Source organism: Paenibacillus sp. Negev47 (assembly GCF_058313655.1).
Genome location: NZ_CM177754.1, coordinates 1272214 through 1297061 on the forward strand (window position 1 = coordinate 1272214; position 24848 = coordinate 1297061).

Genomic DNA, 24848 nt, shown 5'->3' on the forward strand with positions numbered 1-24848 from the left:
CTGGGTCGGATGGAGAGTTGTTATGCCATCCGGCCGCTTTTTTCAATCAAACTCGGGACCGAAGGTGAATCAGATGACGCAATTAGACGGGACAGATGCAGCAGCTCCTTTACTTACGTATAACGAGGCCGTGGACTGGATCAATGGCCTTATTCCTTTTGGCATTCGACCTGGATTGGAACGAATCGAGAGTCTGATGTCCATGTTGGGCAATCCACACCAACGTCTCAAATTTATTCATGTCGCGGGAACGAACGGCAAAGGTTCGACTTGCGCTTTTTTGACGTCAGTGCTTCTTCAGGCTGGATATGATGTGGGCACCTTTACGTCCCCTTATATCACCAAGTTTACAAACCGTTTTCAATACAACGGTGAGGATATTCCCGAAGAGATCCTGCTTAAGCTCTCGAATCGGTTGCGCCCGCTGGTCATGGAAATGGCCTCCACTCCGCTTGGATCACCAACGATGTTTGAGGTGTCCACGGCTCTCGCGCTTCTGTATTATGCAGAAGAGTGTTACCCTGACGTTGTGGTATGGGAGACGGGGCTAGGGGGAAGGATGGACGTAACGAATATTGTTGCACCTGTTGTGTCCGTCATCACCAACATTGGTATGGATCACACGGATGTGCTTGGAGATACGATTGAGCAGATTGCCTGGGAAAAGGCAGGGATTATCAAGCCGGGAGTACCCGTTGTGACCTGCGCGACTCAACCCGAGGCTGTGAAGGTAATTCAGGAGAAAGCACAGCAGTCTCAATCAACCTTGTATTTGGCTGGAGATCAATTCTCTTATCATAGACTGGATAGCAATGAGAGCGGACAATCATTTCATTTTACAGGCCCGTTTCGTGACCTGGACGTTCGCATAAGCATGCAGGGTTCACATCAATGTGACAATGCAGCGGCCGCACTAATGGTGCTTGAATTGCTCAGACAATACATGGCATTTATGCTGGATGACAACGATATTGCACTTGGACTGGAGAATGCCTTCTGGGCAGGAAGATTCGAAAAAGTCGTCGATGAACCCCGAATTGTGCTCGATGGAGCACATAATCCGGAGGGGGCAGAGTCACTGGCCAAGAGCATTATGGATGTATATCCTCACAATAAGTTAATTTTGATGATGGGTATGTTGGCGAATAAGCATCACGAAGCGTATTTGCAGCATATACTGCCACTAGTGGATACGCTGATCCTGACCGAGCCAGATTTCCGACGCAAAATGGATGCAGCCGAATTGCTGCAGATTGTCGAACGGGTACGTCCCGCCATTGCGAAGCAGGAGCTGGAAATCATCGTCGAGCCCGAATGGGCAAAGGCACTTGATCTATTGAAGTCACGGACGGAAGCGGAAGATCTGGGGGTGGTCTCCGGCACACTGTACCTGATTGCGGATGTGCGGGCAGCCCTTTTGCATCAAACCGATTCTGAAAAAGGTTGGTGAAAGTTTTGTTAAATACATCGGAACACGTTCATTTTATAGGGATTGGCGGATATGGCATGAGTGCCATCGCAAGAGTTATGCTGGAAATGGGATATACCGTTACCGGATCGGATGTCGCTTCACAGGAGTTGACCGAGAAGTTGGCAGCCAAGGGAGCGAAAATATATATCGGACATACCGCAGAGCATGTCACTGGAGCAGACCTGGTTGTCTACTCTACGGCAGCGCCTGCAGATAATGTGGAACGGGTAGCAGCTGCAGAGCTGAACATTCCGATTCTGCATCGTTCCCAGATGCTTGCACGTTTGTTGAACGAACGTAAGGGCGTGGCTGTGGCCGGAGCCCATGGTAAAACAACAACCTCATCCATGATTGCACTTGTTATGGATAAGTGTGATACGGACCCGACATATATCATTGGCGGAGAAATCATGAATGTGGGCACCAATGCGAAGGCCGGTCAAGGTGATTGGGTTGTCGCTGAGGCGGACGAGAGTGATGGTTCATTTTTGCAGTACCATCCATGGCTCGGTATTGTAACGAATATTGAGGCAGATCATCTGGAGAATTACAACAGTGATTTTGAAGAACTCAAAAAGGCTTATGTGCAGTTCCTGAGCCAGATTCGTCCGGAAGGAACAGCCATTGTGTGTTCTGACGATGAGAATGTTCAAGCGATTTTGCCAGAACTCAAGTCACGGATCACGACTTATGGTATCGACCGTTCTGCGGACTATACGGCAACGGATATTGTACTGGGCGATCGCCGGATCTCCTTTACGATGAACCATCAGGGTGTTGCTATGGGCACGGTGGAGTTATCTGTTCCTGGTAAGCATAACGTGTATAATGCGATGGCTACTGTGATTACCTGTCTGGAAGCAGGTATTCCGTTTGAGAAGATTGTGGCGGCCATCATCCAGTTCCACGGAGCCAAACGCAGATTCCAGGTATTGGGCGAGGCACGTGATATGCTGATCATCGATGATTATGCTCATCACCCTACCGAGATTGAAGCGACCATTAGTGCGGCCAAAGCAACGGGCAAGCGCATTATTGCTGTATTCCAGCCACAGCGTTATACGCGGACATTCTTCCTGCTGGATGCGTTCAGTCGTGCTTTTGCGGAAGCGGATGAAGTGCTTATTACCGATATCTACTCTCCTGCGGGCGAAAAACAGATCGAAGGGGTAACCTCAGCAAGACTGGTTGAACTGATCGTTCAAAACAGTAATGCTTCTGCGCGTTATCTCCCAACGAAAGAGGAAGTTGTAGCTGATTTGCAGCATCGTCTGCAGCCAGGAGATCTTGTGATCACGATGGGCGCAGGTGATATTTGGAAAGTCGGCGATACCCTTGCCAAAGGATTGAAATAAATCAATTCAGAAAACGCCTGTCTTCGATAAGAAGCAGGCGTTTTTTTTGCGTTGAATGGAATGTCTTCTCCCGTTTCTGCATATAGCTGATATAAATGGGACAAAGGAGAGGGTACGGGTGAGTAATGCTAGAATGACGTTTCGCTTCGGGGATCATGAGTCGGACAAGCCTGAAAGTAAGAGGATTTCCGCGTCCAGTCCATTGGTGACGTTGAGTGAAGAATTACCGCACAATCATACGCTATCGCCTAAGCAGATGGATACAACCCCGTCCTGGACGCCAGAGGATATCCCCGGAGACTGGGGAGAGACGGTGCTGACAAGCTCTACTGTACCTGAACCTGAACAACGGATGAGCCCTGATTCGAACTTCGATGAGGCCCATTATCTTGGGGACCGATCAGGTTACGGTTATCATAATCACATTGCAGATCCGGATGAAGAGCGTCGCGATCTGTCCAATACCCATGATGATCAAGGACACGACTGGCTTGCAGATTCCGAGAACTATTCCTATAAGCGGAATCGCCCTCCAAGGGGCTGGAAAATGATTGGCTCTGTTACCGGGGCACTCGTTACGGGAGCACTATTTGGCATGGTTATTCTTTCATTTTTTAATAAAGAAGGAGCCGCGAAACCAGGTGATCTTCTTCCCGTCAATCAGGCAGTTTCCTCCGTGACAGACCAGGAGGGGGTTGCAGGAACAGAGCAGCAGCTTCAGGCAGCTGCGACTGGCAGCACGTATTATGCACTTCAATACGGCGTGTTTAGTTCACCCGAACGAGCTGAACAGGCCAAGCTTGAGTTGGCTCAAGCAGGTATAGCCGCAGGTTCTGATCCTGAAGATGGTAATCGGGTATATGCGGGTATTTCAGCTGATCGTGAAGAGGCCAAGCTACTTAGCACCAGGCTTAAAGCTCAAGGAGTCGAACTGTACGTCAAGGAGATCGTAAACCCTGAGATCAATCCGGCCATATTCGGTGGCAAGCAAGAGGATGTACAGCTTTTCTTTACAAACAGTTCTGCACTAATCGAACAACTATCAACCTTGTCCATTCAGCAACTGGGACAGTCTACCCCAGTAGCAGTCCCAACAGAAATGATGACCGCAATTCAGAATAAGCACGAGTCATGGTTGACCGGTTTGAATAGTCTTTCACCCGGCCTGACCGCAGAGGTACAACCTATTATTGGCGGAATGGAGAAATCGATGAACCGTGCAATTACGGCTATCGCGGAGTACAATAAAAACCCGGATGATGTGCACATGTGGTCTGTACAGTCCGATCTGATGGAATACGTACTGCAGCAGAAAAAATGGCTCGAAGCGATAAAGCAGTAACATGCTCTTTCCCATAACAACGCTTGGAAATACCTGTCCGGCAAGGAACTGGAAATAGTTCCCCTTGCCGGATTTGTGTTTGTATTGACGTACAAAACCCCGTATAATAATGTGGGTGTCAAAAAATGGCGAGGGAAGATTACCGATGAAAAAAAACTTCGGCATGTTATTGCTGTTTCTATTGCTCGGCTGGATGGCCGGAGCGTGGATCGCCAAGGCACTGCAGCCTGTTAAGGCAGTAGCCTTTCTTACGAAAGCCACGACCATACGGTGGTCGCCACAGGCTGATCTGGATATTATCAGTTACGATATTTCACTTCAATTTCAAATGAGCCTTCTGAGTCTGATCGGTATTATTGCCGCTGTGTGGCTGTATCGCAGACTGTAGGAGAATGACGAGTTATGACGAAAAAAATAAACCAGTGACATCTATTATCGTGATAAGGACAGGATGTTGCCGTAGCATAAGGAGCCGTTCATGATGAATAACACTCAGCAGCGCCCTATTATTCTGGCCTCCACATCGCCTCGGCGCAAAGAACTGATCGCATCACTCCACCTAGCGTTTGATGTAATACCAAGTCATGCCGATGAAGATACGCCACCAGAATGGACACCTGAACAGACGGTACAGGAGCTTGCTTTGCGCAAGGCGCTTGCGGTGTATCGCGGGCTAGAAGGCCGTGAGCAGGAAGCGATTATTGTTGGTAGTGATACCGTTGTTGTTCTGGATAATGAGATTCTGGGCAAACCCGTAGACGAAGCCGATGCTGAGCGGATGTTATCCCGGCTACAGGGCCGTGTACATCGGGTGTTTACCGGTGTCGCTTGTATTGATGCGGGTAATGGACAGTCTGTAGTTCATTATCGCCAGACCGATGTAACGATGAAAGAACTTTCGGATGCGACGATCCGTGCCTATGTGCAGACTGGAGAGCCTTCGGATAAGGCAGGGTCTTATGCCATTCAGGGCATTGGCGCTACACTGATTGACCGTATTGAAGGATGTTATTTTAATGTGGTTGGCCTTCCCCTATCCTTGCTGAGTGATATGTTGGATGGGTTTGGCGTCCATGTGTTGCCGCGAACATGAATGAAGCCAATTGACGTTTTGAAATGAAAAGAGGGAACATATGGAGTCGCCTCAATACATGATGCGCGACATCCCCCAGGAAGAACGCCCGAGAGAACGCATGATGGAATACGGGGCGGGCGCCTTAAGCCATGCTGAATTGCTGGCGATTTTACTTCGAACAGGCACAAGACAGGAATCCGCAGTGCATATGGCACAGCGGATTCTGGCCGAAGCGGGTGGCATTCGCTCGTTGATGGATCTGAGTCTGGAAGAATTGACCGCAATGAAAGGGATCGGCAATGCCAAGGCTGTGCAATTGAAAGCCGGTATTGAGCTTGGGCATCGAATTGCCAAGAGCAGACGCATACAGTCGACTTCAATTCGTACACCGCGTGATGCAGCCGATATCCTAATGGAACAATTGCGTTACTTGCAGAAAGAGCATTTTGTGTGTCTCTTTTTGAATAGCAAAAATCATATTATTGCCCAGGAAACACTCTCCATGGGCAGTCTTAACGCTTCGATTGTACATCCGCGTGAAGTGTTCAGGGCTGCCATCAAATGCAGCAGCGCGTCGATTGTGTGCGCACACAACCACCCGAGTGGTGATCCTACGCCCAGTCCGGAGGATATCCAAATAACCAAGAGACTGATTGAAGCAGGTGCTATTGTCGGCATTGACGTGCTTGATCATATTATTATAGGAGATGGAACGTACGTAAGTTTGAAGGAGAAGGGCTTAGTATAATATAATGGTTGGCGTTGATGTTTTCCTATGAATGTTAACGGCGTGGTCCGTAAAAGATAGGTTCACTTTACAAATGCAAAAAAAACAAATGCGAATATTAGCTCCACGTGTTGCGTGGGAATGAAAATTGTTACGCTCTGGATTAGCATAGAGCGGCTATATGAGGCAGAAAAGGAGATTATGTTATGTTTGGTGGTTTTACGAAAGATTTGGGTATTGACTTGGGGACGGCAAATACGTTGGTTTATGTACGAGGGAAAGGAATTGTGGTGCGCGAACCTTCGGTTGTCGCTATACGGACAGATACTAAAAGCATCGAGGCAGTAGGCGAAGCCGCCAAAAAAATGATTGGACGTACACCAGGTAACATTCGTGCCATTCGTCCAATGAAAGATGGCGTTATTGCCGATTTCGATACAACGGCAACGATGATCAAATATTTCATCCGTGAGGCGCAAAAGCAACGCTCCATGTTCCAACGTCATCCGAACGTGATGGTATGTGTACCATCCGGGATTACTGCAGTAGAACAACGTGCGGTTGAAGATGCAACAAAACAGGCTGGAGCACGTGAAGCCTATACGATTGAAGAGCCTTTTGCAGCTGCAATTGGTGCAGATCTGCCTGTATGGGAACCAACGGGTAGTATGGTTGTCGATATTGGTGGCGGTACAACGGAAGTGGCTGTTATCTCTCTTGGCGGTATTGTAACGAGCCGTTCGGTTCGTGTAGCAGGTGACGAGATGGATGAATCCGTGATCCAGTACATCAAACGCCAATACAATCTGATGATCGGTGAGCGTACATCGGAGCAATTGAAGATGGACATCGGATCAGCAATGCCATTGGAGCAAGTAGAAACGATGGAAATTCGTGGACGTGACCTTGTAACAGGTCTTCCGAAGACGATTACAATTACTTCGGATGAGATCAGCGAAGCGTTGGCTGATACAGTGAATGCGATTGTTGAAGCAGTAAAAGTAACACTGGAAAAATGCCCGCCTGAACTTGCTGCCGATATCATGGATCGGGGTATCGTTCTTACAGGTGGTGGGGCGTTGCTTCGCAACCTGGACAAGCTTCTGGCTGGTGAGACAGGAATGCCTGTCATTGTGGCTGAGAATCCGCTGGATTGTGTAGCGATCGGAACAGGTAAAGCGCTAGAGAATATTCATTTGTTCAAAAGCAGAAGCAGTTCGGCAGTTCGTTCCAGACGTTAATTGGTATTAGCCTAACTTGGCATTGCGACCAAGTGGCAAGGTATCGCTATAGAGGACCCGGTTAACCCCGGGGATGAGCTATTACCCGCTTAACAGGGGAGGATCAGCTGATATTCTCGCAGGGACTACAGGTCTGACAGTCTCCCCGCCGGGCATGGCTCGGAAGAGAATAATGGATGTTAGAGGGTGTTCGAACTGTTTAAACTGCTTGGCAACAAAAGACTTTTTGTTTTGCTGGTGGGCCTTGTTACATTTATCGCGTTAATGGGCTTTACGCTCAGTCCGCGAACCACTCTATCCTGGCCGGAGAAATTCCTGAAGGATTCAGTTGGATTTGTACAATACGTATTTTACAAGCCCGCTTCCTATGTAGCGGGCTTTTTCAAAGATGTAGCGAACATGCGTACGGTATATGAAGAGAATGAAGAGCTTCGCATCGCAATGGGCCACTATACGCGGGATCGCCTGAAGTACAATGATATGGAACAGGTGAACGAGCAGCTTCAAAAAGCACTGAATTTCACGCAAGAACAGAAAAATCGGTATAATTATGGTTCACGAATTGCCCAAGTTATCAGTGCCAATTCGGATCCGAACAGCAGAACTATTAATATTGATATCGGTGAGAATGCGGGAATTAAGCCGGGTATGGCCGTTACCTCGCAGGAAGGGCTGGTTGGCGTGATCAGTCATGTCAGCTCATATACATCAACGGTTAATCTGTTAACGTCGATGGACGCCAATGATCCAACATCCAATGCCATTGCAGCAACGGCAGTAGGTAAAGAGAAAGTATTTGGTATGATTGAGAGTTATGATCCGAAGACGGGCATGCTCAAGATGACCAAGATCTCAGAGGATTCAAACATTAAAGACGGTGATGAGATTATCTCCTCCGGAATCATCAATAACTTTCCGAAGTATATGCGGATTGGGGAAGTGAAGAGTGTCGAGAAAAGTGAATATGGTTTAACAAAAACAGCTACAATTGAACCATATGCAAGCTTCCTTGACTGGAAAGAGCTAATTGTCATTATTCCACCTGAGGTAAAAGAATAATGGTGACGCGCAAGCAAGTCTTGTTCCTGTTACTATTCGTTTTATTCATTGCGGAAGGCACGATTCTGCCGCTGCTCATTCCTTCCGGCTGGCACATGCGTATTGCTGCCAATCTGGTCTATATCGCAATTTTGTTTATCGCTGTATATCACCATCGGCACACAGCTTTAGTGCTTGGCATATTATTTGGACTATTACATGACGTCGTATTCTATGGCGAGATGATTGGACCTTACGGATTTTCAATGGGTTTATCGGCATACATGATGGGACTCATTTTTCAAGCACCGCGTGCACCACTGCCGGTGATGGTGTCGGTTGTCATTTTGGGGAGTCTGCTTAATGACACCATGCTATTCTTCCTGTACAAGCTCTTCCAACTTAACCACGTGACCTTTGACTGGGCATTGCTTGAATACATGATTCCTAATTTGTTCATTCATTTTGTGTTTGCCTTGATCATTTATGTCCCGCTTCGGAAACAACTGGAACGGATCGGCAAGAGACGGAGCAAGACAGAAGAAGCTTCCTAAATACATTTATGGAGCGCAAAGCAGGAACTTGGGGCCCCGGGCACGAAATGTAATGAGATGGGAGGGACAGGCTTATGACGGTAAAATCGAATCACGTAACGATTAAAGGCATCCGAGACGGCCTGGTTTTCCTGTTGGACGATCAATGTGAATTCGAGGAATTGCTCTATGAGCTCCGCTATAAGCTGGAACACAGCCATCAAAATATTTTGACCGGACCAATTGTTCATGTGGATATCAAGTTGGGTGCCCGCGAAGTGACAGAGGACCAGAAAGAAGCAATCCTCGATATATTGAAGCAAAAAGGGAATCTGCTTATTCGATCCATTGACTCACCTGCACTCCAACCGGAGGTTAAAGGACCGCCGCCGATTGTGACCATGAGTGGTATGGTGCGTTCAGGTCAGGTGCTTCATCATGAAGGAAATCTCCTGTTTCTTGGGGATATCAATCCGGGGGGCACAGTGACGTGTACCGGAGATATATATGTGTTGGGTTCACTCAGAGGTATGGCTCATGCCGGAATTGGCGGGGACGAAGAAGCGATCATTGCCGCTTCGGTATTTGCACCGACGCAGCTGCGGATTGCGGATATCATCAGTCGTCCTCCCGATGAATGGGAGAGCCGAGAGACCGGAATGGAATTTGCTTACTTACAGGACAATCAGATGCAGATAGACAAAATGAGCAATATCGTTCGGTTACGCCGAGATTTTAATGTGTTTAAAGGAGTGTAGCTCATGGGAGAGGCGATCGTGATCACTTCGGGTAAAGGCGGCGTGGGTAAAACAACCACCTCGGCAAACATCGGGACAGCGCTGGCGCTGCTCGGCAAAAAGGTTTGTCTGGTAGATACCGATATCGGCCTTCGTAATTTGGATGTCGTGATGGGACTCGAAAACCGTATTATTTACGATCTGTGCGACGTTGCAGACGGCCGCTGCCGTCTGAATCAGGCTTTGGTCAAAGACAAGCGTTTTGAAGAATTATACATGTTGCCTGCGGCGCAGACGAGAGATAAGAACTCCGTGTCCCCTGAACAGGTAAAGGATATTATCCTTGAATTAAAAAAAGATTTTGAATACGTCATTATTGATTGCCCAGCCGGCATAGAGCAGGGCTTCAAAAATGCGGTAGCAGGAGCAGATCAGGCCATCGTGGTCACTACACCGGAAAATGCTGCAGTACGTGATGCGGATCGTGTCATCGGCCTGCTGGAGAGTTCGCACATTCAATCACCGAAGCTGGTGGTGAATCGAATTCGCAATAATATGGTTAAATCGGGTGACATGCTGGATATCGATGGTATTTTACAAGTACTTAATATTGACCTGATTGGCATCGTACCTGATGATGAACTGGTCATCAAAGCAGCCAATTCAGGAGAACCTACGGTCATGAATCCGGATTCGCTTGCGGCGATTGCGTATCGTAACATTGCACGACGCATTTTGGGAGATACGGTTCCATTGATGCAACTGGATCAGAAAAAGGGAGCTTTTACTCGTTTCAAAAAGTTCTTCGGAATGGGTTAATTCGTTTAGATGCACTTATTCATTATCTGATTACACGACAGCCGTGGCTCATAGCCCGGCTTTTTTTGTTACCTGCCGACAGGCTTGTTCATATTATCAACCGCCTCTTCATAGGATGTAGTAAACAAGCCTCGGCGGGAGGACATTCCATGAATACGAAACTCAGAATCAAGCAGAGAAGAGAAGAACGCATTCGGCGACTGATGGACGGTGCGACTGTTGAAGTCTTACAGGAGCAAAAAGTAGGTTCGCTATTGGACAAGAATGAGATCATACAACGGAAGCCGTTTGCGTCTGGTGAGGAGACACAGGAAAGAGATCCGGAATGGCTGTGGAAAAAAGAGAATGGTCATTTTGTTCCAGGGGAGCAATCGAGATTCAACTTATTTAAGTCATTTCTAAAACGGACAGTCATCAGCGCTTTGATATTTGGCGGAGTATGGGGGCTGTTTCAATTGGATACGTCATGGACGGCATCAACTAAAACGGTCATTGCTGATGCACTCCATCGGGATATGAATTTTGCCTCTGCGGCGGCATGGTATGAACGGCATTTTGGAGGGACGCCTTCGTTTCTTCCGGTTCTTGGACATACAACGGATGCTGTCAATGGTTCAGGCATTCGGCAGTTACTGGATAGACCGATCTCAGGAACAGTGGTTCAGCCATTTGCGCTGAGCATGAAAGGAATTGAGATCGTTCCAGATGATGCAGGTGCTGAACTTATCCAAGTTTCCAGTTCGGATGCAGGGCGTGTCATGGAGGTTATCGGAGATTCGACAAGCGGGTTCACGGTGGTCATTAAGCATACAGGTAATGTCACGGCAATATACGGTCGACTGAACGAAAGTGAAGTGAACGTGAATGACTGGGTGGAAACGGGGAATCCAGTGGGGAGTCTCAAGGCTACGGGTGGTGAACAACCGGCAACGCTTTATTTTGCGGTCAAAGAGGGTGAGGAGTACGTAGACCCAGCGGAAGTCGTTGCCCTTGATTAGGGTGTGGGGAGTACGTATTACGTTTCATCCGTTTTTTGTAATCATCATGTTGGCCTCACTTCTCACCGGACATTTTATTGAGCTTATTACGTTGTTCGCCATCGTATTCATTCATGAATGTGGACATGCTGCGGCTGCGGCTCTTCTGGGCTATCGTGTCTTGTCGATCCAGATGCTCCCTTTTGGAGGAGTTGCGGTTATCGAAGATGGAGGTACTATCACGGCCTACCGGGAAATCATGATTGCTCTGGCAGGCCCATTACAAAACATGCTGATGGTTGGCGTTGTTTTGCTGTTGCAGTATGGCAATCTGGGCGATCCTGTTTTTCTCAGCTATATCATTCAGGGGAACCTGCTCATTGCCCTCTTTAATCTGCTTCCTGTACTCCCACTGGACGGAGGTAAAATTGTTCAGGCACTTGTCAGTCTGTGGGCACCCTACTATACAACATTAATGTGGACTTACAGAATTAGCATCCTGTGCAGCGCAGGAGTTATTTTGTATGCGATCAGCCGATGGCTGACCGGAGACTACGGCCTGCCGCTCAACATTCTGTTAATCGGCCTTTTTTTGTTTTATTCCAACCTGACGGATTACCGAAATGTGCCCTACCGCTTTATCCGTTTTCTGATGAATCGAGAGGGCGCGTTCGCCAGGCATGCGGCTACTGGCAGTTTGGCCCAGCCAATAATCTCATTTCCGGCGAAACCTTTGGACACTATTTTGCGTCTATTAAAGAGAGAAAGATACCATATGGTATACGTGATGAACAGACAGGGTCGAATTATGGCTGTCTTGACTGAGCAACGGATTATTGGTTCCTATTTTCAACAAAATGGTGATAAATTGTAGTGTTCTGGTGGACCAGTTCTGAAATGGGTTAATACATGTACAATGAGAATTATAAAGATACTGAAATGGATGTGGATGAATTGAATTGTCTTCTAGAGGTGAAGCCATGAAACAAATGATTGTACATAATGAACATAACCTCATGCAAATGGCGCTTCTGGAAGAAGGCAAAGCTGTGGAATTCACGGCAGAGCGTACACGTGAGCGTGGACTGCTGGGTTCCTTTTTCAAGGGACGGGTAGTGAATGTGTTACCGGGTATGCAGGCTGCTTTTGTGGATATCGGTCAGAAAAAGAATGCGTTTCTGTATGTGGACGATGTGTTGCATCCCCATTTGGAGAAGCAGCCCAAGGTGAAGCCTTCCATTTCGGAGTTGCTGCGTCCGGGTCAGGAAGTCATTGTTCAGGTTCTGAAGGAACCGGTAGGAGGCAAGGGAGCCCGGGTGACGACTCATTATTCACTGCCGGGCCGCTGGCTTGTCTACATGCCTGTTGCTGACTATGTGGCGGTATCCAAGAAAATAGCCCGTGAGGGGGATCGTTCCCGCCTTAAGGCACTTGGAGAACAACTGAGACGGGATGAAGAGGGGCTTATTATCCGAACCGTATCCTCAGAAGAACAGCATGAAGCCATTCAGGCAGACTTGGAAACATTACGTGCGCAGTGGTATGTGATTCGTGAAAAAGCAGACAGTTTGCCTTCGCCAAGCCTCTTGCATCGGGATCATAGCATGGTGCAGCGAATCATCAGAGATGTCTATACACCAGGCAGTGACGAAGTCATCACCGATAGCGAAGGACAAGCCCATGAGGTAAAGGCGTTGCTGGAAGAGATTAGTCCGGGGCATCAGCCGAAGGTACAAGTATATCGGGGAGCAGAGTCTATCTTTGCTGCTTATGGTGTCCAGGAGCAGTTGAACAAAGATTTTGCCCGGAAAGTGTGGCTGCCCGGAGGCGGATATATTGTCATTGATCACACCGAAGCTCTAACTGTCGTGGATGTGAACACAGGCAAATACACGGGAGCTGGTGGTGACAGTCTGGAAGAGACCGTGACAGAGACCAACATGCAGGCAGCAGTGGAGATTGCCCGTCTGATGCGCCTGCGTGATATCGGTGGTATGATTATCGTCGACTTCATTGATATGGAGGAAGCCTCGAATCGGCATGAAGTGGCGGCAACCTTGGAGGGTGAGCTCAAGAAGGATCGGACCAAAGCCTTCGTAATGGGGTGGACCAAGCTGGGCCTGCTTGAACTGACACGCAAGAAAGTCCGGGAAGAGAGTACGTTGCCCTATGTGGAGCCGTGTTCTTCCTGTCATGGTACGGGGAAAAGATATATTTCACCTTTGCATTGATTTTTGATATACTGCGTGATATAATCTTCAAGTATGTGTTTAGCCTATTGGTCTTGCACATGCTGTAACCGCACTGGCCGGGTATAAGAACAGTTCCGCAAGGACACTGTCACCTGAGAACGGGCGAGTCTGAGACATGAGGAGGTGCAAGGCAAATGTACGCAATTATTGAAACAGGCGGCAAACAGTACAAAGTCCAAGAGGGCGATGTTCTGTTCATCGAGAAATTGACTGCGAACGATGGCGAAAGCGTAACGTTCGACCGTGTCCTGGCTGTATCTAACGATCAAGGTTTGACAGCAGGTACACCATTGATTTCCGGAGCTACTGTAACGGCTAAAGTGGAGAAACATGGCAAAGGACAAAAGGTTATCGTATACAAATACAAACCTAAAAAGAACTACCATGTGAAGCAAGGTCACCGTCAACCGTACACTAAAGTAACTATCGAAAAAATCAAAGCGTAAAGAAGGTGCGATAAGTGATTATCGTTCAAATCTTTCGTGATGAGGACGGGAACATCGAACGCTTTTCCATCGAAGGGCATGCTAATTTTGCCAAGCGGGGAGAAGATATCGTATGTGCCGGGGTATCCGCTGTTACAGTGGGTACGGTGAACTCGATTGAAACATTGACTGGTGTCGAAATGGACGCCAAGATGAAGAATGGCTTTTTAAGTGGTTCTTTACCTTTGTTAGAGAGAGGGGAAACTTGGTCCCAGGTACAATTGTTACTCGAATCCATGGTGGTTATGCTCTCTAATATTGCAGAGTCATACGGGAAGTATATTAAAATACAGCAATTCAAATAATCAAAGAAGGAGGACAACCAATCATGTTGAAATTAAATCTTCAGTTATTCGCATCGAAAAAAGGTGTAGGTTCCACGAAGAACGGACGTGACAGTAATGCTCAACGTCTGGGTGTTAAACGTGCTGATGGTCAAACTGTAACTGGTGGTAGCATTCTCGTTCGCCAACGCGGAACGAAAATTCACCCAGGAACTAACGTTGGCATCGGTAAAGATGACACTTTGTTCGCGAAAATCGACGGCGTTGTAAAATTCGAACGTTGGGGACGCGATCGTAAAAAAGTAAGCATCTACCCTGTTAATGTTGCTCCTGTAGCAGCTGCAGTAGAAGCGTAATATCGGCATTCCGCCTAAGGAGCCTTCGGCATTTTTGCCGGAGGTTTTTTGTATTCACGGTTATTCGATAATGAACTGGCAGAAAAGACATGTTATACTTGGTTACGGTGGGTTTAGACCAACCGAGTTTTGTAGAACGGGGAGAAGCCATGAAATCTTGGAAAAGAGTGCCGTGGATTGCGGCATGTTCACTTCTGATTCCTTTGGTTTTCGTTATGTTGTATCCGGCGATGATAATCTCGAGCGTCGTGTGCGCATTGTGGTCCGTCGCAGTATTGTTCATTTCTGTGAATGCGATGAAGAAACAGGCGGAGGCGGAGCGCAGAACCATCATACAATCCATGGAAAAGACAGCAATTGCTTCATTAAATCATCATCGACACGACTGGATGAACGACCTTCAGGTGTTATATGGATATCTTCGGCTGGGCAAACTTGATAAATCCCTGCAATGTGTGGAAAGAATAAAAGAGCGGGTAACGGAAGAAAGTCGAATCTCCAGATTGGGTATTCCTTCCCTCGTATTTTATCTTCAGTCTTTCCGCGCCAGTGGAATAGCGCTGGAATTGCATGTGGAAATAGAAGATGAGCTGCAGCTTAGTGCTCTGGTCTCTCCCGAGGATGGCGAGTCACTTACCGGAGCGATTGCAGATGCAATCAGGGCCTATCAATATGGCGGCGGCCGGTCGTCTTGGGGAGAGGTTCGCAAACTGACCTTAAATTTCGGACAGGATCATGGAGATGTGGTTGTCCGACTGGATGGGGATCAAACACCCGATCCGGAAACACTGCGGCAGCTTACTGCCGTACTCAAAGGAAAAAAAGTCAGAACGGAGCAACTTCCGTCTGAGGATACGTTTATACAATTCAGAATGCCGTGTGGAATATAGGAAGAAGGGGTTAGCCGATGTTTGTAGATAAAGCGAAGATTTATGTAAAAGCCGGAGACGGAGGGGACGGAATTATTTCGTTCCGTCGTGAGAAGTATGTACCAAACGGCGGACCTGCCGGGGGCGATGGTGGCAGAGGAGCTGACATCATTTTCCGCGTGGATGAAGGTTTACGGACGTTGATGGATTTCCGTTACCAGCGTCACTTCAAGGCCCCTCGTGGTGAGAAGGGACGTAATAAAAGTCAGCATGGTGCAAACGCTGAGAACATGATTGTGCGTATTCCACCAGGAACTATCATTTTGGATGAAGACAGTGGAGAAGTACTGGCGGATATGACACGTCACGGTCAACAGGTTGTTATTGCTCGTGGTGGTCGGGGCGGACGAGGTAACATCCGATTTGCCACACCGAACAATCCTGCACCTGAACTTGCCGAGAATGGTGAAGAAGGCCAGGAGCGTTACATCGTATTAGAGCTAAAGGTTATGGCAGATGTTGGTCTGGTTGGTTTCCCGAGTGTCGGGAAATCCACATTGCTTTCTGTCGTTTCGTCAGCCAAGCCAAAGATCGGTGCATACCATTTCACGACAATTACTCCTAATCTGGGTGTAGTTGGTGTAAGCGAAGGTCGTAGCTTCGTTATGGCCGATTTGCCTGGTCTAATTGAAGGTGCGCATGAAGGAATCGGACTGGGACATGAGTTTTTACGTCATGTTGAGCGTACCCGTATTATTATTCATGTCGTGGACATGTCGGGTTCCGAAGGACGCGATCCATTTGAAGACTGGCAGAAAATCAATGATGAATTGAAACTATACAATCCGCTTCTCGCTGAGAGACCGCAGGTTGTAGCAGCGAACAAAATGGACATGCCAGACTCGGAAGCGAACCTGGAGCAATTTTTGGTGCAAGTTCGTGAGGTGCAGCCGGATATTGAAGTGATGCCTATTTCATCTCTGACTCGTAAAGGGATTCAAGAGCTCTTGTATCGTGCCGCTGATCTGCTGGATCAGATTCCGGACGAGCCAGTGGTTGAAGAGGTGGCAGACGTATCCGAACGTAAAGTGTACAGCTTGGACAAAAAAGAGGACGATGGGTTCCGTATTGTACGTGAGAATGAAATGTTCATTGTTGAAAGTGCCAAGATTGATCGCATGATGAAACGGATGCAACTGAACTCGCATGAGGCTATACTGAAACTCGCACGTACACTGCGCCATATGGGTGTGGATGCTGAGTTGCGTAAGCGCGGAGCTGTAGAAGGCACCATCGTGCGCATCGGAGACTTTGAATTCGAATTTGTGGAAGGCAGCAGTTACTACTAAGTAGCCGTCTTCCGTGGAGACAGATAGATATATGAACGCAGAGAAGTGGGAAGTTGACCCGCGGCTCTGCGTTTTTTTGTTTTTTCCTGAATGGGAGAGGGATTAACTTGTATACTGTGAGGAACGTATTTCAAAAAATAGGCATGTCATGTATTGCCCTTTTGGCGTAGATCCTATATAATGTCCACTATATGAATACATGAGTCTTTGAGGAGAGGACGTTCTGTGAACGAACGCTATTACTTAGTACGGGAAGATATTTTACCAGAGGCTGTGGTGAAGACCATGCAGGTAAAAGAACTGCTGGCTTCCGGTGATGTGAAAACAGTGCATGAGGCGGTTGAACAGGTCGGATTAAGCCGGAGTGCCTTTTACAAGTACAAGGATGGAATTCATCTGATCAACCAGCTTGAGCGCGAGAGAATTGTAACGATCTCCATTGATCTGGAGCATCAGTCGGGGATCTTGTCTCGTGTGCTTGGACATGTGGCTGGTTATGGGGCCAATGTACTTACAATTAATCAGAGTATCCCGCTTCAGGGAAGAGCCAATGTTGTCATTTCAGTGGAGACGACACATCTTCACGGCGAAATTGGAGAAATGCTGGATCGGATGCAAGATATGCCTGGCGTGAGACGAACGCGTATTGTAGGCCAAGGTTAATTAGGCTTTATCATACAGGGCTGAGAAACAAGAATAGACATTAGGGGGTAGATCATTAGTGAAACCGGTAAAAATCGGGCTGTTGGGTCTGGGAACTGTCGGAACGGGAGTCGTTCGCATTGTGGAAGGGAATCAGGAGGATCTGAGCAGTCAGGTTGGATCACCGATTGTCATCGAGAAGATCGCCGTAAAAAATACAGAGAAAGAGCGTGTCATTGCTGTAGACCGCGCCAAGCTTACTGAAGATCCTTGGGAAGTCATTCGTCATCCGGATATTGATGTTATCGTTGAAGTCATGGGCGGCATTGATCAGACGAAGGAGTATATTCTTGAAGCGTTGGAGCGGGGGAAACATATCGTAACAGCGAACAAAGATCTCATGGCCCTGCATGGTTCAGAAATTTTGGCGAAGGCGCAGGAAAAACAATGCGACGTGTTCTATGAAGCGAGTGTTGCGGGAGGTATTCCGATCATTCGTACCCTGATTGAAGGTTTCTCTTCTGACCGGATTACCCGTATCATGGGGATTGTGAACGGAACAACGAACTTTATTTTGACCAAAATGAGTCAGGAAGGCGCATCCTATGAAGAAGTGCTGGCCGAGGCACAGGCGCTGGGATACGCTGAAGCGGATCCAACCTCGGATGTGGAAGGACTTGACGCAGCCCGCAAAATGGCGATCTTGAGTACGCTCGGTTTCCGCACCAATGTGGAGTTGAAGGATGTAACCGTTAGAGGGATATCCTCTGTAACCCGTGAAGACATCACGTATGCCAGAAGACTTGGCTATGAGATGAAGTTACTTGGTATTGCAGACCGTGTTGGCGATGAGATCACGATTAGCGTTCAGCCGACTATGGTTAGACAAAATCATCCGATTGCTTCAGTCAATGGTGTGTTCAACGCAGTTTATGTACACGGTGAAGCTGTAGGCGAGACCATGTTCTACGGTGCGGGTGCGGGAGAACTGCCAACGGCAACTTCTGTTGTAGCTGACATTGTGGCGGTTACCAAAAACCTTAAACTTGGCGTGAACGGTCTCAAAGCGATTGTGCCTTATAAGACGAAGCGACTGCAAAGCGACGAGCAGATCATGTCGAAAAACTTTATTTTGTTGCATGTAGATGATAAAGCCGGTGTACTGGCACAAATTACACAAATTTTCGCAGAATATGATGTCAGTCTGGCTTCGGTTGTTCAACAGCCGAATGAGCATAACCCGGATGCCGAGATCATTATCGTTACACATAATGCAAGTAAGGCAAGCATGGATAAGGTCTTAAAACATTTTGAATCACTCAGCGTTATTCGCCGCATTAAGAGTGTTTATCGGGTGGAAGGATAATTGTCCGTATTCCATACTGCATCTCAATTATTTAAGTTATAACGTACAATTTAATTATATCCGGTTCAACAGGTCATCATTTCAGATTATTAAAACATAAAGGAGTTTACCCACAATGAGATATCAAGGACTTTTGCAAACGTACAGAGAGCACCTTCCGGTTAATGAAAATACACCCCTGCTTACGCTTCAGGAAGGAAACACACCTTTGATTCATGCAGAGAATCTGTCTGAGGAACTCGGTTTGAATGTTTACTTCAAATACGAAGGTTTGAACCCTACGGGTTCTTTCAAAGACCGCGGCATGGTTATGGCTGTTGCCAAAGCGATGGAAGAGGGCAGTCGCACAATCATGTGTGCATCCACAGGTAATACATCAGCAGCTGCAGCGGCCTACGCCGCACGTGGTGGTCTCAATTGTATCGTGCTGATCCCGAATAACAACATTGCACTGGGTAAACTGGCCCAAGCCATGATCTATGGAGCTAAGGTGATTGCGATCAATGGTAACTTTGACCGTGCGCTGGAGATTGTGCGTGAGATTACAGCTAAACATCCGATCACGCTTGTGAACTCCGTGAATCCGTTCCGTATTGAAGGACAGAAGACAGCAGCGTTTGAAGTTATTGAACAACTTGGCGAAGCTCCTGACGTTCTGGCTATTCCGGTCGGTAATGCGGGCAATATCTCAGCGTATTGGAAAGGTTTCAAAGAATATAAAGAGGCAGGCAAATCCAGCACGCTGCCACGCATGGTTGGTTTTGAAGCCGAAGGTGCGATGGCTATTGTCAAAGGTGAGCCGATCCTTGAACCTGAAACGGTAGCAACAGCGATTCGAATCGGTAATCCCGCGAGCTGGAAAACGGCAGTAGCTGCAGCTGAGGAATCGGGTGGACAGATTAATTATGTAACGGATGAACAAATCCTGACAGCTTATCGTACGCTTGCTTCTCGGGAAGGCATCTTTGCTGAACCAGCATCTGCAGCTTCCCTTGCCGGTGTATACAAACTGAAGAGTGAAGGGTACTTTAAAGGCGGAGAGACTGTGGTTTGTGTACTGACAGGCAATGGCCTGAAAGATCCTAACATTGCAATTAAAACGGTAGCGACTGAGCCGCTTGTTGTTGAAGATACGGAAGAAGCGGTAATGGCGGCTATTGCACAACTGGAGCAGCAATCTGTATGAGTTTGCGAGAAAAGGTAACCGTAAAAATACCTGCAAGCACAGCCAATCTCGGTCCGGGGTTTGATACCCTGGGCATGGCATTGTCTTTGTATGCCTGGTTGGAAATGAAGCCTGCCGAGCAGACGACATTTCATCTTCACGGCAATCATTTGACAGGTCTGCCTACGGATAAAACGAATTTGATCTATGAAGTTGTACAGATGGTATTCCAAGAAGCAGGGGTATCCGTGCCTGAATTGGAGATTTCCATGTATTCCGATATTCCACTGACACGTGGGCTCGGGAGCAGCGCATCTGCCATCGTTGGTGCGCTGGCAGCAGCGAATGCATTAATCGGCTCTCCTTTATCTGATGCCAAGCTCCTGGATATGGCCACATCCCTCGAGAAGCATCCAGACAATGTAGGAGCCTCGTTATATGGTGGTATTATTGCAGCTGCTTGGGATGGTGAGCGGGTAGATCATATTCGCATTGAACCACACCAAGATTTGCAGGCTTTGGTTATTGTACCTGAATTTCAACTGTCTACTTCCAAAGCAAGAAATGTGATTCCAGAGCAATTTGGCATGTCTGATGTCGTGCATAACATTAGCAGATCCTCGCTGCTCGTTGCAGCTTTGGCAAGTGGACGACTGGACATGATTCAGAAGGCGATGTCAGATCGAATTCACCAACCATACCGGGCATCATTGGTACCGGGCATGGCTGAAATACTGGAACATGCCGTTGATCATGGAGCTTTGGGAGCTGCCCTGAGCGGAGCTGGACCGACCGTGTTGACTTTGGTCGATCGTCATGACACCCGCAAAGCGGAATTGGAACACTATTTGCTGAACACCATGGAGCAGGAGGGCATATCTGCTTCTGCACTGTGGCTCGATCCGGATCTGGACGGTGTAACCGTGCTGCCTGATCAAGACGAACGTCCTTTTTTGGACAGAATCAAAGGGGAAGTTAATGTATGAAACGAATTGCAGTATTACCTGAAGGCTCAGTCTCTCATGAGGCAATTGATTTCCTTTTCAACGGAGAACCGTTAGATTTGCTTCATTCCAAGCTGATTTCGGACGTGTTTCGAGCAACGGATAGCGGGAATGCACAATACAGTGTTATTCCGATTGAGAATACCATTGAAGGCTCCGTTAGTCTTCATATGGACTGGCTTGTGAATGAAGTGGATATTCCGATGCAAGCAGAGTGGGTATACCCATCCATCCAGAATGTTATTGGACATGGCTCGGAATTTAAGACAGAGAGTGGCGAGTATGACTTTGGTAGAATCACCAAGATTATGTCTCACCCTGTGGCTATTCCACAGTGTCAGAATTTTATTCGGCTGCATTCGCCTGGGGCAGACCTCGAAGGTGTGAACAGTACAGCTGAAGCTGTTGAAATTGTGAAAAAAAATCCGGGTAAGGGCTGGGTGGCGATCGGTACAAAGCTTGCTGCTCAGAAGCATGGCTTGGACATTATGGCTGAACGGGTTACAGATCATGACAACAACTACACCCGTTTTGTGCTCATCGGCCATGAACCTGTGAACATTCCACGTGAACCGGATCATGTAAAAACCAGCTTGCTGGTGACGTTGCCAGAAGATGCACCGGGTGCGTTGCATCAAGTATTGTCGGCTTTTGCATGGCGGAAGCTGAACTTGACCCGTCTCGAATCTCGTCCAACGAAGAAACGATTGGGGAGTTACTATTTTTACATTGATGTTGTGGAAACGGTCGATTCGGTATTGCTGACCGCAGCCATGGCAGAGATTGAAGCATTGAATTGTCAGGTGCGCGTTCTGGGTAGTTATCCTTGTTATACATATCCTTCGAGGTAATCGACCTGATGGTGGTTGGGAATGTTAGAAGGTTGTCATAAGTCGGGATAGAATGAGCGAGTAATGGCTTGTCATTTGGTGTACAATGGACGGGTTAATAGCGTTTCGGAGTTTAGGGAATGGATATTTTATGGAGGTGCAGTCATCCGTGGCAGAGCAATGGATCTATTTGGATGGTCAGTATGTGACCAAGGAGAACGCAACCGTTTCGGTATATGACCATGGATTTTTGTATGGAGACGGGATTTTCGAAGGTATTCGGATCTATAACGGAAACATTTTTAGATGTAAGGCCCATCTGGATCGTTTGTATGATTCGGCGAAATCCATCAGTTTGAATATCCCGCTGTCTATTGATGAGATGCTGGAAGTGATGGCCGAAACAGTACGACGTAATGATATGCGTAACGGCTATATTCGTCTTATTGTATCGCGTGGCCCTGGTAATCTGGGATTGGACCCGCTACGTTGCCCTAAGGCATCCGTAATCATCATCGTGGAGCAATTGGCGATCTATCCGGAAGAAGCGTATCTTACAGGGTTGAAAGCAGTGTCCGTATCCCAACGCCGGAACATTCCGGATGCATTAAATCCAAAAATTAAATCATTGAACTATCTGAATAACATCCTGGTTAAAATTCAATCCAACTATTCAGGTGCCGGTGAAGCGATTATGCTGAATTCCCAAGGGTACGTTACTGAGGGTTCAAGTGATAACATCTTCATCATCAAAAATGGTGTAGTATACACGCCTCCTTGTTATCTCGGAGCACTTGAAGGGATTACACGTCAAGCCATTATCGATCTATGTGGCGAGCTTGAGCTTGAATTAAAAGAAATTCCATTCACCCTTCATGATGTGTATATTGCAGATGAAGTCTTTTTCACCGGGACAGCTGCAGAAGTTATCGCCGCATACGAAGTGGATGGAAGAACGATTGGTACGGGTGTAGCAGGTCCGATAACGCTGAGACTGCTGGAAGCATTCCGCCAGATCGTTGACAAAGATGGCTACAAAGTGTGGGAATCTTAAGTTTGAATTGAATAGCATAGGGAATAAGAATCCTCCTTGTCCGATAAAATTCAGCATACCTGGTGTATGAGGATTTTAGAGACAGGAGGATTTTTTTTGTTTAGTTGATGTCATTAGCCCGGTTTCTGCATAGGATGTAGTAACGGTATGGGCGAATGTACTGCCCAAGTATGACGTCTAGGAGGTTAGTTCCCTGTGAAAATACACATGGTGAAAAAAGGCGACACATTATATCTGCTGTCCCAAAAATACAATGTAGCGCTGGACAAATTGATTGCGGCTAATCCGCAAATCACAAATCCCGACAAGCTGGACATTGGTATGAAGGTCAAAATTCCTGCAGAGCCAGTAACACCGAAGCCTGAAGGCGTGCTTCACAGTCACAAGGTTCAGCAAGGGGATTCGTTATGGAAGTTGTCACAAGCTTGGGGAGTTCCTTTGAAAGATATGATCAATGCCAATCCACAGTTGAAAAATCCGAACGCTCTGCTGGTGGGGGAAACAGTTTATATTCCATCTATGCACGCACAAGGAAACAACGCATCTAATTCGGGTGCCAGCAACATCGCTGCTCATGAAAAGTTGTCGCCTGAAGGTAAGGAATACACGGGAGTAAAAGAAGAGCCTGCACCACCGGTACCTGTCGCGCCAAGTCCTCCTCCGGTATCAGAGGTTCCAGTACCCGTCCCACCGCCAGCTAACCCGGTAATGCCGAATGTAATGCCAGAACTGGAGATACTGCCACAGTTGCCTGAGCTTCCTGAAGTGAAACCTGAAAAGGAAAAGCACAAAAAGGAAGAGGCTAAACCCGAAGTTCATGTAAAACCGGTAGCAGAAACCATGGAATACACAATGCCCAATCTTTCACCTGAAATTATGCCTTTGCCAGTAATGCCTAATACCAAGTCTCCGGTTGAGGTTGCACCATCAACGAAAAAGCCTTGTGGTTGTGGTAATAAATTGCATCATGCGCCAGCGGAGCACCCTTATGTTCAAATCCCGGTACCTGCACAAGAGGTGTACGTTGTTCAGCAAGACATGTACACGGCAGGAGCGAGCAACAATGCGCCATTTCCAGGTATTCCGGAAGTGAGTCCTTATGGTGGCAGTGATCTGCCGAACAGTCCGTGGACTGGGGCGGAGCAAAGCCATAACCACAACAACGTTATGCCAAATGTGTTCGCAGGCATGCAAAACAATTCATTTCCAATTGCACCAGCTGCCCATGTAAACAGTCCATTCCCAACCTATACAGCACCTAGCCATATGAATCATCAGCCACCGTTCATATCTCCGTATTCGATGCTTCCGTACCCGCCATGCGGATGTGGTTCACATACACACATGCCTCAGTATACTTATCCTACTCATGGTTATCAGGATTCGGCTTGGAATATGTACGGTCCTTCGTATGGTATGCCACCTGAAATGTCCACATCAACGATGCCGCATCAGCCCATAGAGTATGCTTATCAGAATCCATATCCTACACAGAACATGGTCCCTCCGTCCCCGCTTGGTGCTTTTGGTGATTTGTACCCTCCACAGGGCCAAGGCAAGGGTGGTAAAAAGGAGGGACGTGACGACGCTAACTTAAGTCAGGTAGCAATTGATGAGGCTGGAGCGGATTCGGAGGCAAAGTCCAAGCAAGACGGGAATAAGCCGGCAGCTGCGAAACGCAGAACAAACAACAAAGCTCCTCTGAAGAACAAATCCAAGGTATCCGTGTCCGGAAAAACATCCAGAGAAGGTGCAACATCTTCCAACCAATGGAAATCCAATAAAAAACGTCGTAATCCATGGATTCAAAACTAACCTAATGGATTGCAATTGGTGAAGTAGTAGGTACTTGTTATATCAGGCGAGAAGCCAGCTTT

General features: G+C 47.5%; 26 protein-coding genes and 1 other annotated feature. All 26 genes read left to right on the top strand.

Features of this window, described 5'->3' with window-relative positions:
• Positions 1-73: 73 nt before the first annotated feature.
• A complete protein-coding gene (locus AC4G47_RS05885; protein ID WP_458123835.1) occupies positions 74-1450 on the top strand; it encodes a bifunctional folylpolyglutamate synthase/dihydrofolate synthase in 1377 nt (458 codons plus the stop codon).
• Between the two features lie 5 nt (positions 1451-1455).
• Complete coding sequence (gene murC, locus AC4G47_RS05890; protein ID WP_491105246.1) at positions 1456-2826, top strand: UDP-N-acetylmuramate--L-alanine ligase; 1371 nt, start codon at positions 1456-1458, stop codon at positions 2824-2826.
• A 118-nt stretch (positions 2827-2944) separates the two neighbouring features.
• The gene (locus tag AC4G47_RS05895; RefSeq protein ID WP_491105248.1) at positions 2945-4168 is read left to right on the top strand and encodes an SPOR domain-containing protein; all 1224 of its coding nucleotides are present in this window, start codon (positions 2945-2947) and stop codon (positions 4166-4168) included.
• A 145-nt stretch (positions 4169-4313) separates the two neighbouring features.
• Positions 4314-4556 (top strand): DUF4321 domain-containing protein, encoded by a 243-nt coding sequence (locus AC4G47_RS05900; protein WP_105410708.1) that lies wholly within the window; start codon positions 4314-4316, stop codon positions 4554-4556.
• A 93-nt stretch (positions 4557-4649) separates the two neighbouring features.
• The gene (locus tag AC4G47_RS05905; protein WP_458127332.1) at positions 4650-5261 is read left to right on the top strand and encodes a Maf family protein; all 612 of its coding nucleotides are present in this window, start codon (positions 4650-4652) and stop codon (positions 5259-5261) included.
• Positions 5262-5301: 40 nt separating this feature from the next.
• Positions 5302-5991 (top strand): RadC family protein, encoded by a 690-nt coding sequence (radC, locus tag AC4G47_RS05910; protein WP_458123832.1) that lies wholly within the window; start codon positions 5302-5304, stop codon positions 5989-5991.
• Positions 5992-6176: 185 nt separating this feature from the next.
• Positions 6177-7211, top strand: a complete 1035-nt coding sequence (locus tag AC4G47_RS05915) for a rod shape-determining protein (protein WP_458123831.1) — start codon at positions 6177-6179, stop codon at positions 7209-7211.
• A gap of 186 nt (positions 7212-7397) precedes the next feature.
• Positions 7398-8270 carry a rod shape-determining protein MreC gene (gene mreC, locus AC4G47_RS05920; protein ID WP_491105250.1) on the top strand — a complete coding sequence of 291 codons (873 nt, stop codon included), beginning with the start codon at positions 7398-7400 and terminating at the stop codon, positions 8268-8270.
• Entirely contained in the window at positions 8270-8803 is a 534-nt protein-coding gene (mreD, locus tag AC4G47_RS05925; RefSeq protein WP_491105252.1) for a rod shape-determining protein MreD, read from the top strand. Before mreC ends, mreD begins: the two co-directional genes overlap by 1 nt.
• Positions 8804-8877: 74 nt before the next feature.
• Positions 8878-9540 (top strand): septum site-determining protein MinC, encoded by a 663-nt coding sequence (gene minC, locus AC4G47_RS05930; RefSeq protein ID WP_491105254.1) that lies wholly within the window; start codon positions 8878-8880, stop codon positions 9538-9540.
• A gap of 3 nt (positions 9541-9543) precedes the next feature.
• Entirely contained in the window at positions 9544-10338 is a 795-nt protein-coding gene (minD, locus tag AC4G47_RS05935; protein ID WP_458123828.1) for a septum site-determining protein MinD, read from the top strand.
• A 149-nt stretch (positions 10339-10487) separates the two neighbouring features.
• Entirely contained in the window at positions 10488-11336 is an 849-nt protein-coding gene (locus AC4G47_RS05940) for a peptidoglycan DD-metalloendopeptidase family protein (RefSeq protein ID WP_491105255.1), read from the top strand.
• Positions 11329-12189: a M50 family metallopeptidase gene (locus AC4G47_RS05945; RefSeq protein ID WP_491105256.1), complete on the top strand. Its 861-nt coding sequence runs from the start codon at positions 11329-11331 to the stop codon at positions 12187-12189. Before AC4G47_RS05940 ends, AC4G47_RS05945 begins: the two co-directional genes overlap by 8 nt.
• 106 nt (positions 12190-12295) lie before the next feature.
• A complete protein-coding gene (locus AC4G47_RS05950) occupies positions 12296-13546 on the top strand; it encodes an Rne/Rng family ribonuclease (protein ID WP_491105258.1) in 1251 nt (416 codons plus the stop codon).
• Positions 13547-13602: 56 nt separating this feature from the next.
• Positions 13603-13687 (top strand) — a sequence feature (ribosomal protein L21 leader region).
• Positions 13688-13701: 14 nt separating this feature from the next.
• Positions 13702-14013 (top strand): 50S ribosomal protein L21, encoded by a 312-nt coding sequence (gene rplU / locus AC4G47_RS05955; protein WP_091037543.1) that lies wholly within the window; start codon positions 13702-13704, stop codon positions 14011-14013.
• Between the two features lie 14 nt (positions 14014-14027).
• Positions 14028-14357: a ribosomal-processing cysteine protease Prp gene (locus tag AC4G47_RS05960; RefSeq protein WP_036605912.1), complete on the top strand. Its 330-nt coding sequence runs from the start codon at positions 14028-14030 to the stop codon at positions 14355-14357.
• 23 nt (positions 14358-14380) lie between these two features.
• Positions 14381-14692: a 50S ribosomal protein L27 gene (gene rpmA, locus AC4G47_RS05965; protein ID WP_017692622.1), complete on the top strand. Its 312-nt coding sequence runs from the start codon at positions 14381-14383 to the stop codon at positions 14690-14692.
• 149 nt (positions 14693-14841) lie between these two features.
• Complete coding sequence (locus AC4G47_RS05970) at positions 14842-15582, top strand: Spo0B domain-containing protein (RefSeq protein WP_458123824.1); 741 nt, start codon at positions 14842-14844, stop codon at positions 15580-15582.
• Positions 15583-15599: 17 nt separating this feature from the next.
• Entirely contained in the window at positions 15600-16910 is a 1311-nt protein-coding gene (obgE, locus tag AC4G47_RS05975; RefSeq protein ID WP_491105260.1) for a GTPase ObgE, read from the top strand.
• Positions 16911-17135: 225 nt separating this feature from the next.
• Entirely contained in the window at positions 17136-17573 is a 438-nt protein-coding gene (locus tag AC4G47_RS05980) for an ACT domain-containing protein (protein WP_017692625.1), read from the top strand.
• 58 nt (positions 17574-17631) lie between these two features.
• Entirely contained in the window at positions 17632-18918 is a 1287-nt protein-coding gene (locus tag AC4G47_RS05985; RefSeq protein WP_491105262.1) for a homoserine dehydrogenase, read from the top strand.
• 115 nt (positions 18919-19033) lie between these two features.
• Positions 19034-20104 carry a threonine synthase gene (thrC, locus tag AC4G47_RS05990; protein WP_036673546.1) on the top strand — a complete coding sequence of 357 codons (1071 nt, stop codon included), beginning with the start codon at positions 19034-19036 and terminating at the stop codon, positions 20102-20104.
• The gene (thrB, locus tag AC4G47_RS05995; RefSeq protein WP_491105263.1) at positions 20101-21069 is read left to right on the top strand and encodes a homoserine kinase; all 969 of its coding nucleotides are present in this window, start codon (positions 20101-20103) and stop codon (positions 21067-21069) included. Before thrC ends, thrB begins: the two co-directional genes overlap by 4 nt.
• Positions 21066-21938, top strand: a complete 873-nt coding sequence (gene pheA / locus AC4G47_RS06000; protein ID WP_074096239.1) for a prephenate dehydratase — start codon at positions 21066-21068, stop codon at positions 21936-21938. The genes thrB and pheA overlap by 4 nt, the downstream gene beginning before the upstream one ends.
• Before the next feature lie 148 nt (positions 21939-22086).
• Positions 22087-22971, top strand: coding sequence for a branched-chain-amino-acid transaminase (gene ilvE / locus AC4G47_RS06005; RefSeq protein ID WP_458123819.1), 885 nt, complete (start codon positions 22087-22089; stop codon positions 22969-22971).
• A 195-nt stretch (positions 22972-23166) separates the two neighbouring features.
• Positions 23167-24786: a LysM peptidoglycan-binding domain-containing protein gene (locus AC4G47_RS06010; protein WP_491105265.1), complete on the top strand. Its 1620-nt coding sequence runs from the start codon at positions 23167-23169 to the stop codon at positions 24784-24786.
• Positions 24787-24848 lie beyond the last annotated feature (62 nt).

What these genes read in the sequence shown, in the direction of transcription:
- AC4G47_RS05885 (WP_458123835.1), top strand. Translation starts at nt 74, where the DNA reads ATGACGCAATTAGACGGGACAGATGCAGCAGCTCCTTTACTTACGTAT.
- AC4G47_RS05900 (WP_105410708.1), top strand. Translation starts at nt 4,314, where the DNA reads ATGAAAAAAAACTTCGGCATGTTATTGCTGTTTCTATTGCTCGGCTGG.
- AC4G47_RS05905 (WP_458127332.1), top strand. Translation starts at nt 4,650, where the DNA reads ATGAATAACACTCAGCAGCGCCCTATTATTCTGGCCTCCACATCGCCT.
- radC (WP_458123832.1), top strand. Translation starts at nt 5,302, where the DNA reads ATGGAGTCGCCTCAATACATGATGCGCGACATCCCCCAGGAAGAACGC.
- AC4G47_RS05915 (WP_458123831.1), top strand. Translation starts at nt 6,177, where the DNA reads ATGTTTGGTGGTTTTACGAAAGATTTGGGTATTGACTTGGGGACGGCA.
- mreD (WP_491105252.1), top strand. Translation starts at nt 8,270, where the DNA reads ATGGTGACGCGCAAGCAAGTCTTGTTCCTGTTACTATTCGTTTTATTC.
- minC (WP_491105254.1), top strand. Translation starts at nt 8,878, where the DNA reads ATGACGGTAAAATCGAATCACGTAACGATTAAAGGCATCCGAGACGGC.
- minD (WP_458123828.1), top strand. Translation starts at nt 9,544, where the DNA reads ATGGGAGAGGCGATCGTGATCACTTCGGGTAAAGGCGGCGTGGGTAAA.
- AC4G47_RS05940 (WP_491105255.1), top strand. Translation starts at nt 10,488, where the DNA reads ATGAATACGAAACTCAGAATCAAGCAGAGAAGAGAAGAACGCATTCGG.
- AC4G47_RS05950 (WP_491105258.1), top strand. Translation starts at nt 12,296, where the DNA reads ATGAAACAAATGATTGTACATAATGAACATAACCTCATGCAAATGGCG.
- rplU (WP_091037543.1), top strand. Translation starts at nt 13,702, where the DNA reads ATGTACGCAATTATTGAAACAGGCGGCAAACAGTACAAAGTCCAAGAG.
- rpmA (WP_017692622.1), top strand. Translation starts at nt 14,381, where the DNA reads ATGTTGAAATTAAATCTTCAGTTATTCGCATCGAAAAAAGGTGTAGGT.
- AC4G47_RS05970 (WP_458123824.1), top strand. Translation starts at nt 14,842, where the DNA reads ATGAAATCTTGGAAAAGAGTGCCGTGGATTGCGGCATGTTCACTTCTG.
- obgE (WP_491105260.1), top strand. Translation starts at nt 15,600, where the DNA reads ATGTTTGTAGATAAAGCGAAGATTTATGTAAAAGCCGGAGACGGAGGG.
- thrC (WP_036673546.1), top strand. Translation starts at nt 19,034, where the DNA reads ATGAGATATCAAGGACTTTTGCAAACGTACAGAGAGCACCTTCCGGTT.
- thrB (WP_491105263.1), top strand. Translation starts at nt 20,101, where the DNA reads ATGAGTTTGCGAGAAAAGGTAACCGTAAAAATACCTGCAAGCACAGCC.
- pheA (WP_074096239.1), top strand. Translation starts at nt 21,066, where the DNA reads ATGAAACGAATTGCAGTATTACCTGAAGGCTCAGTCTCTCATGAGGCA.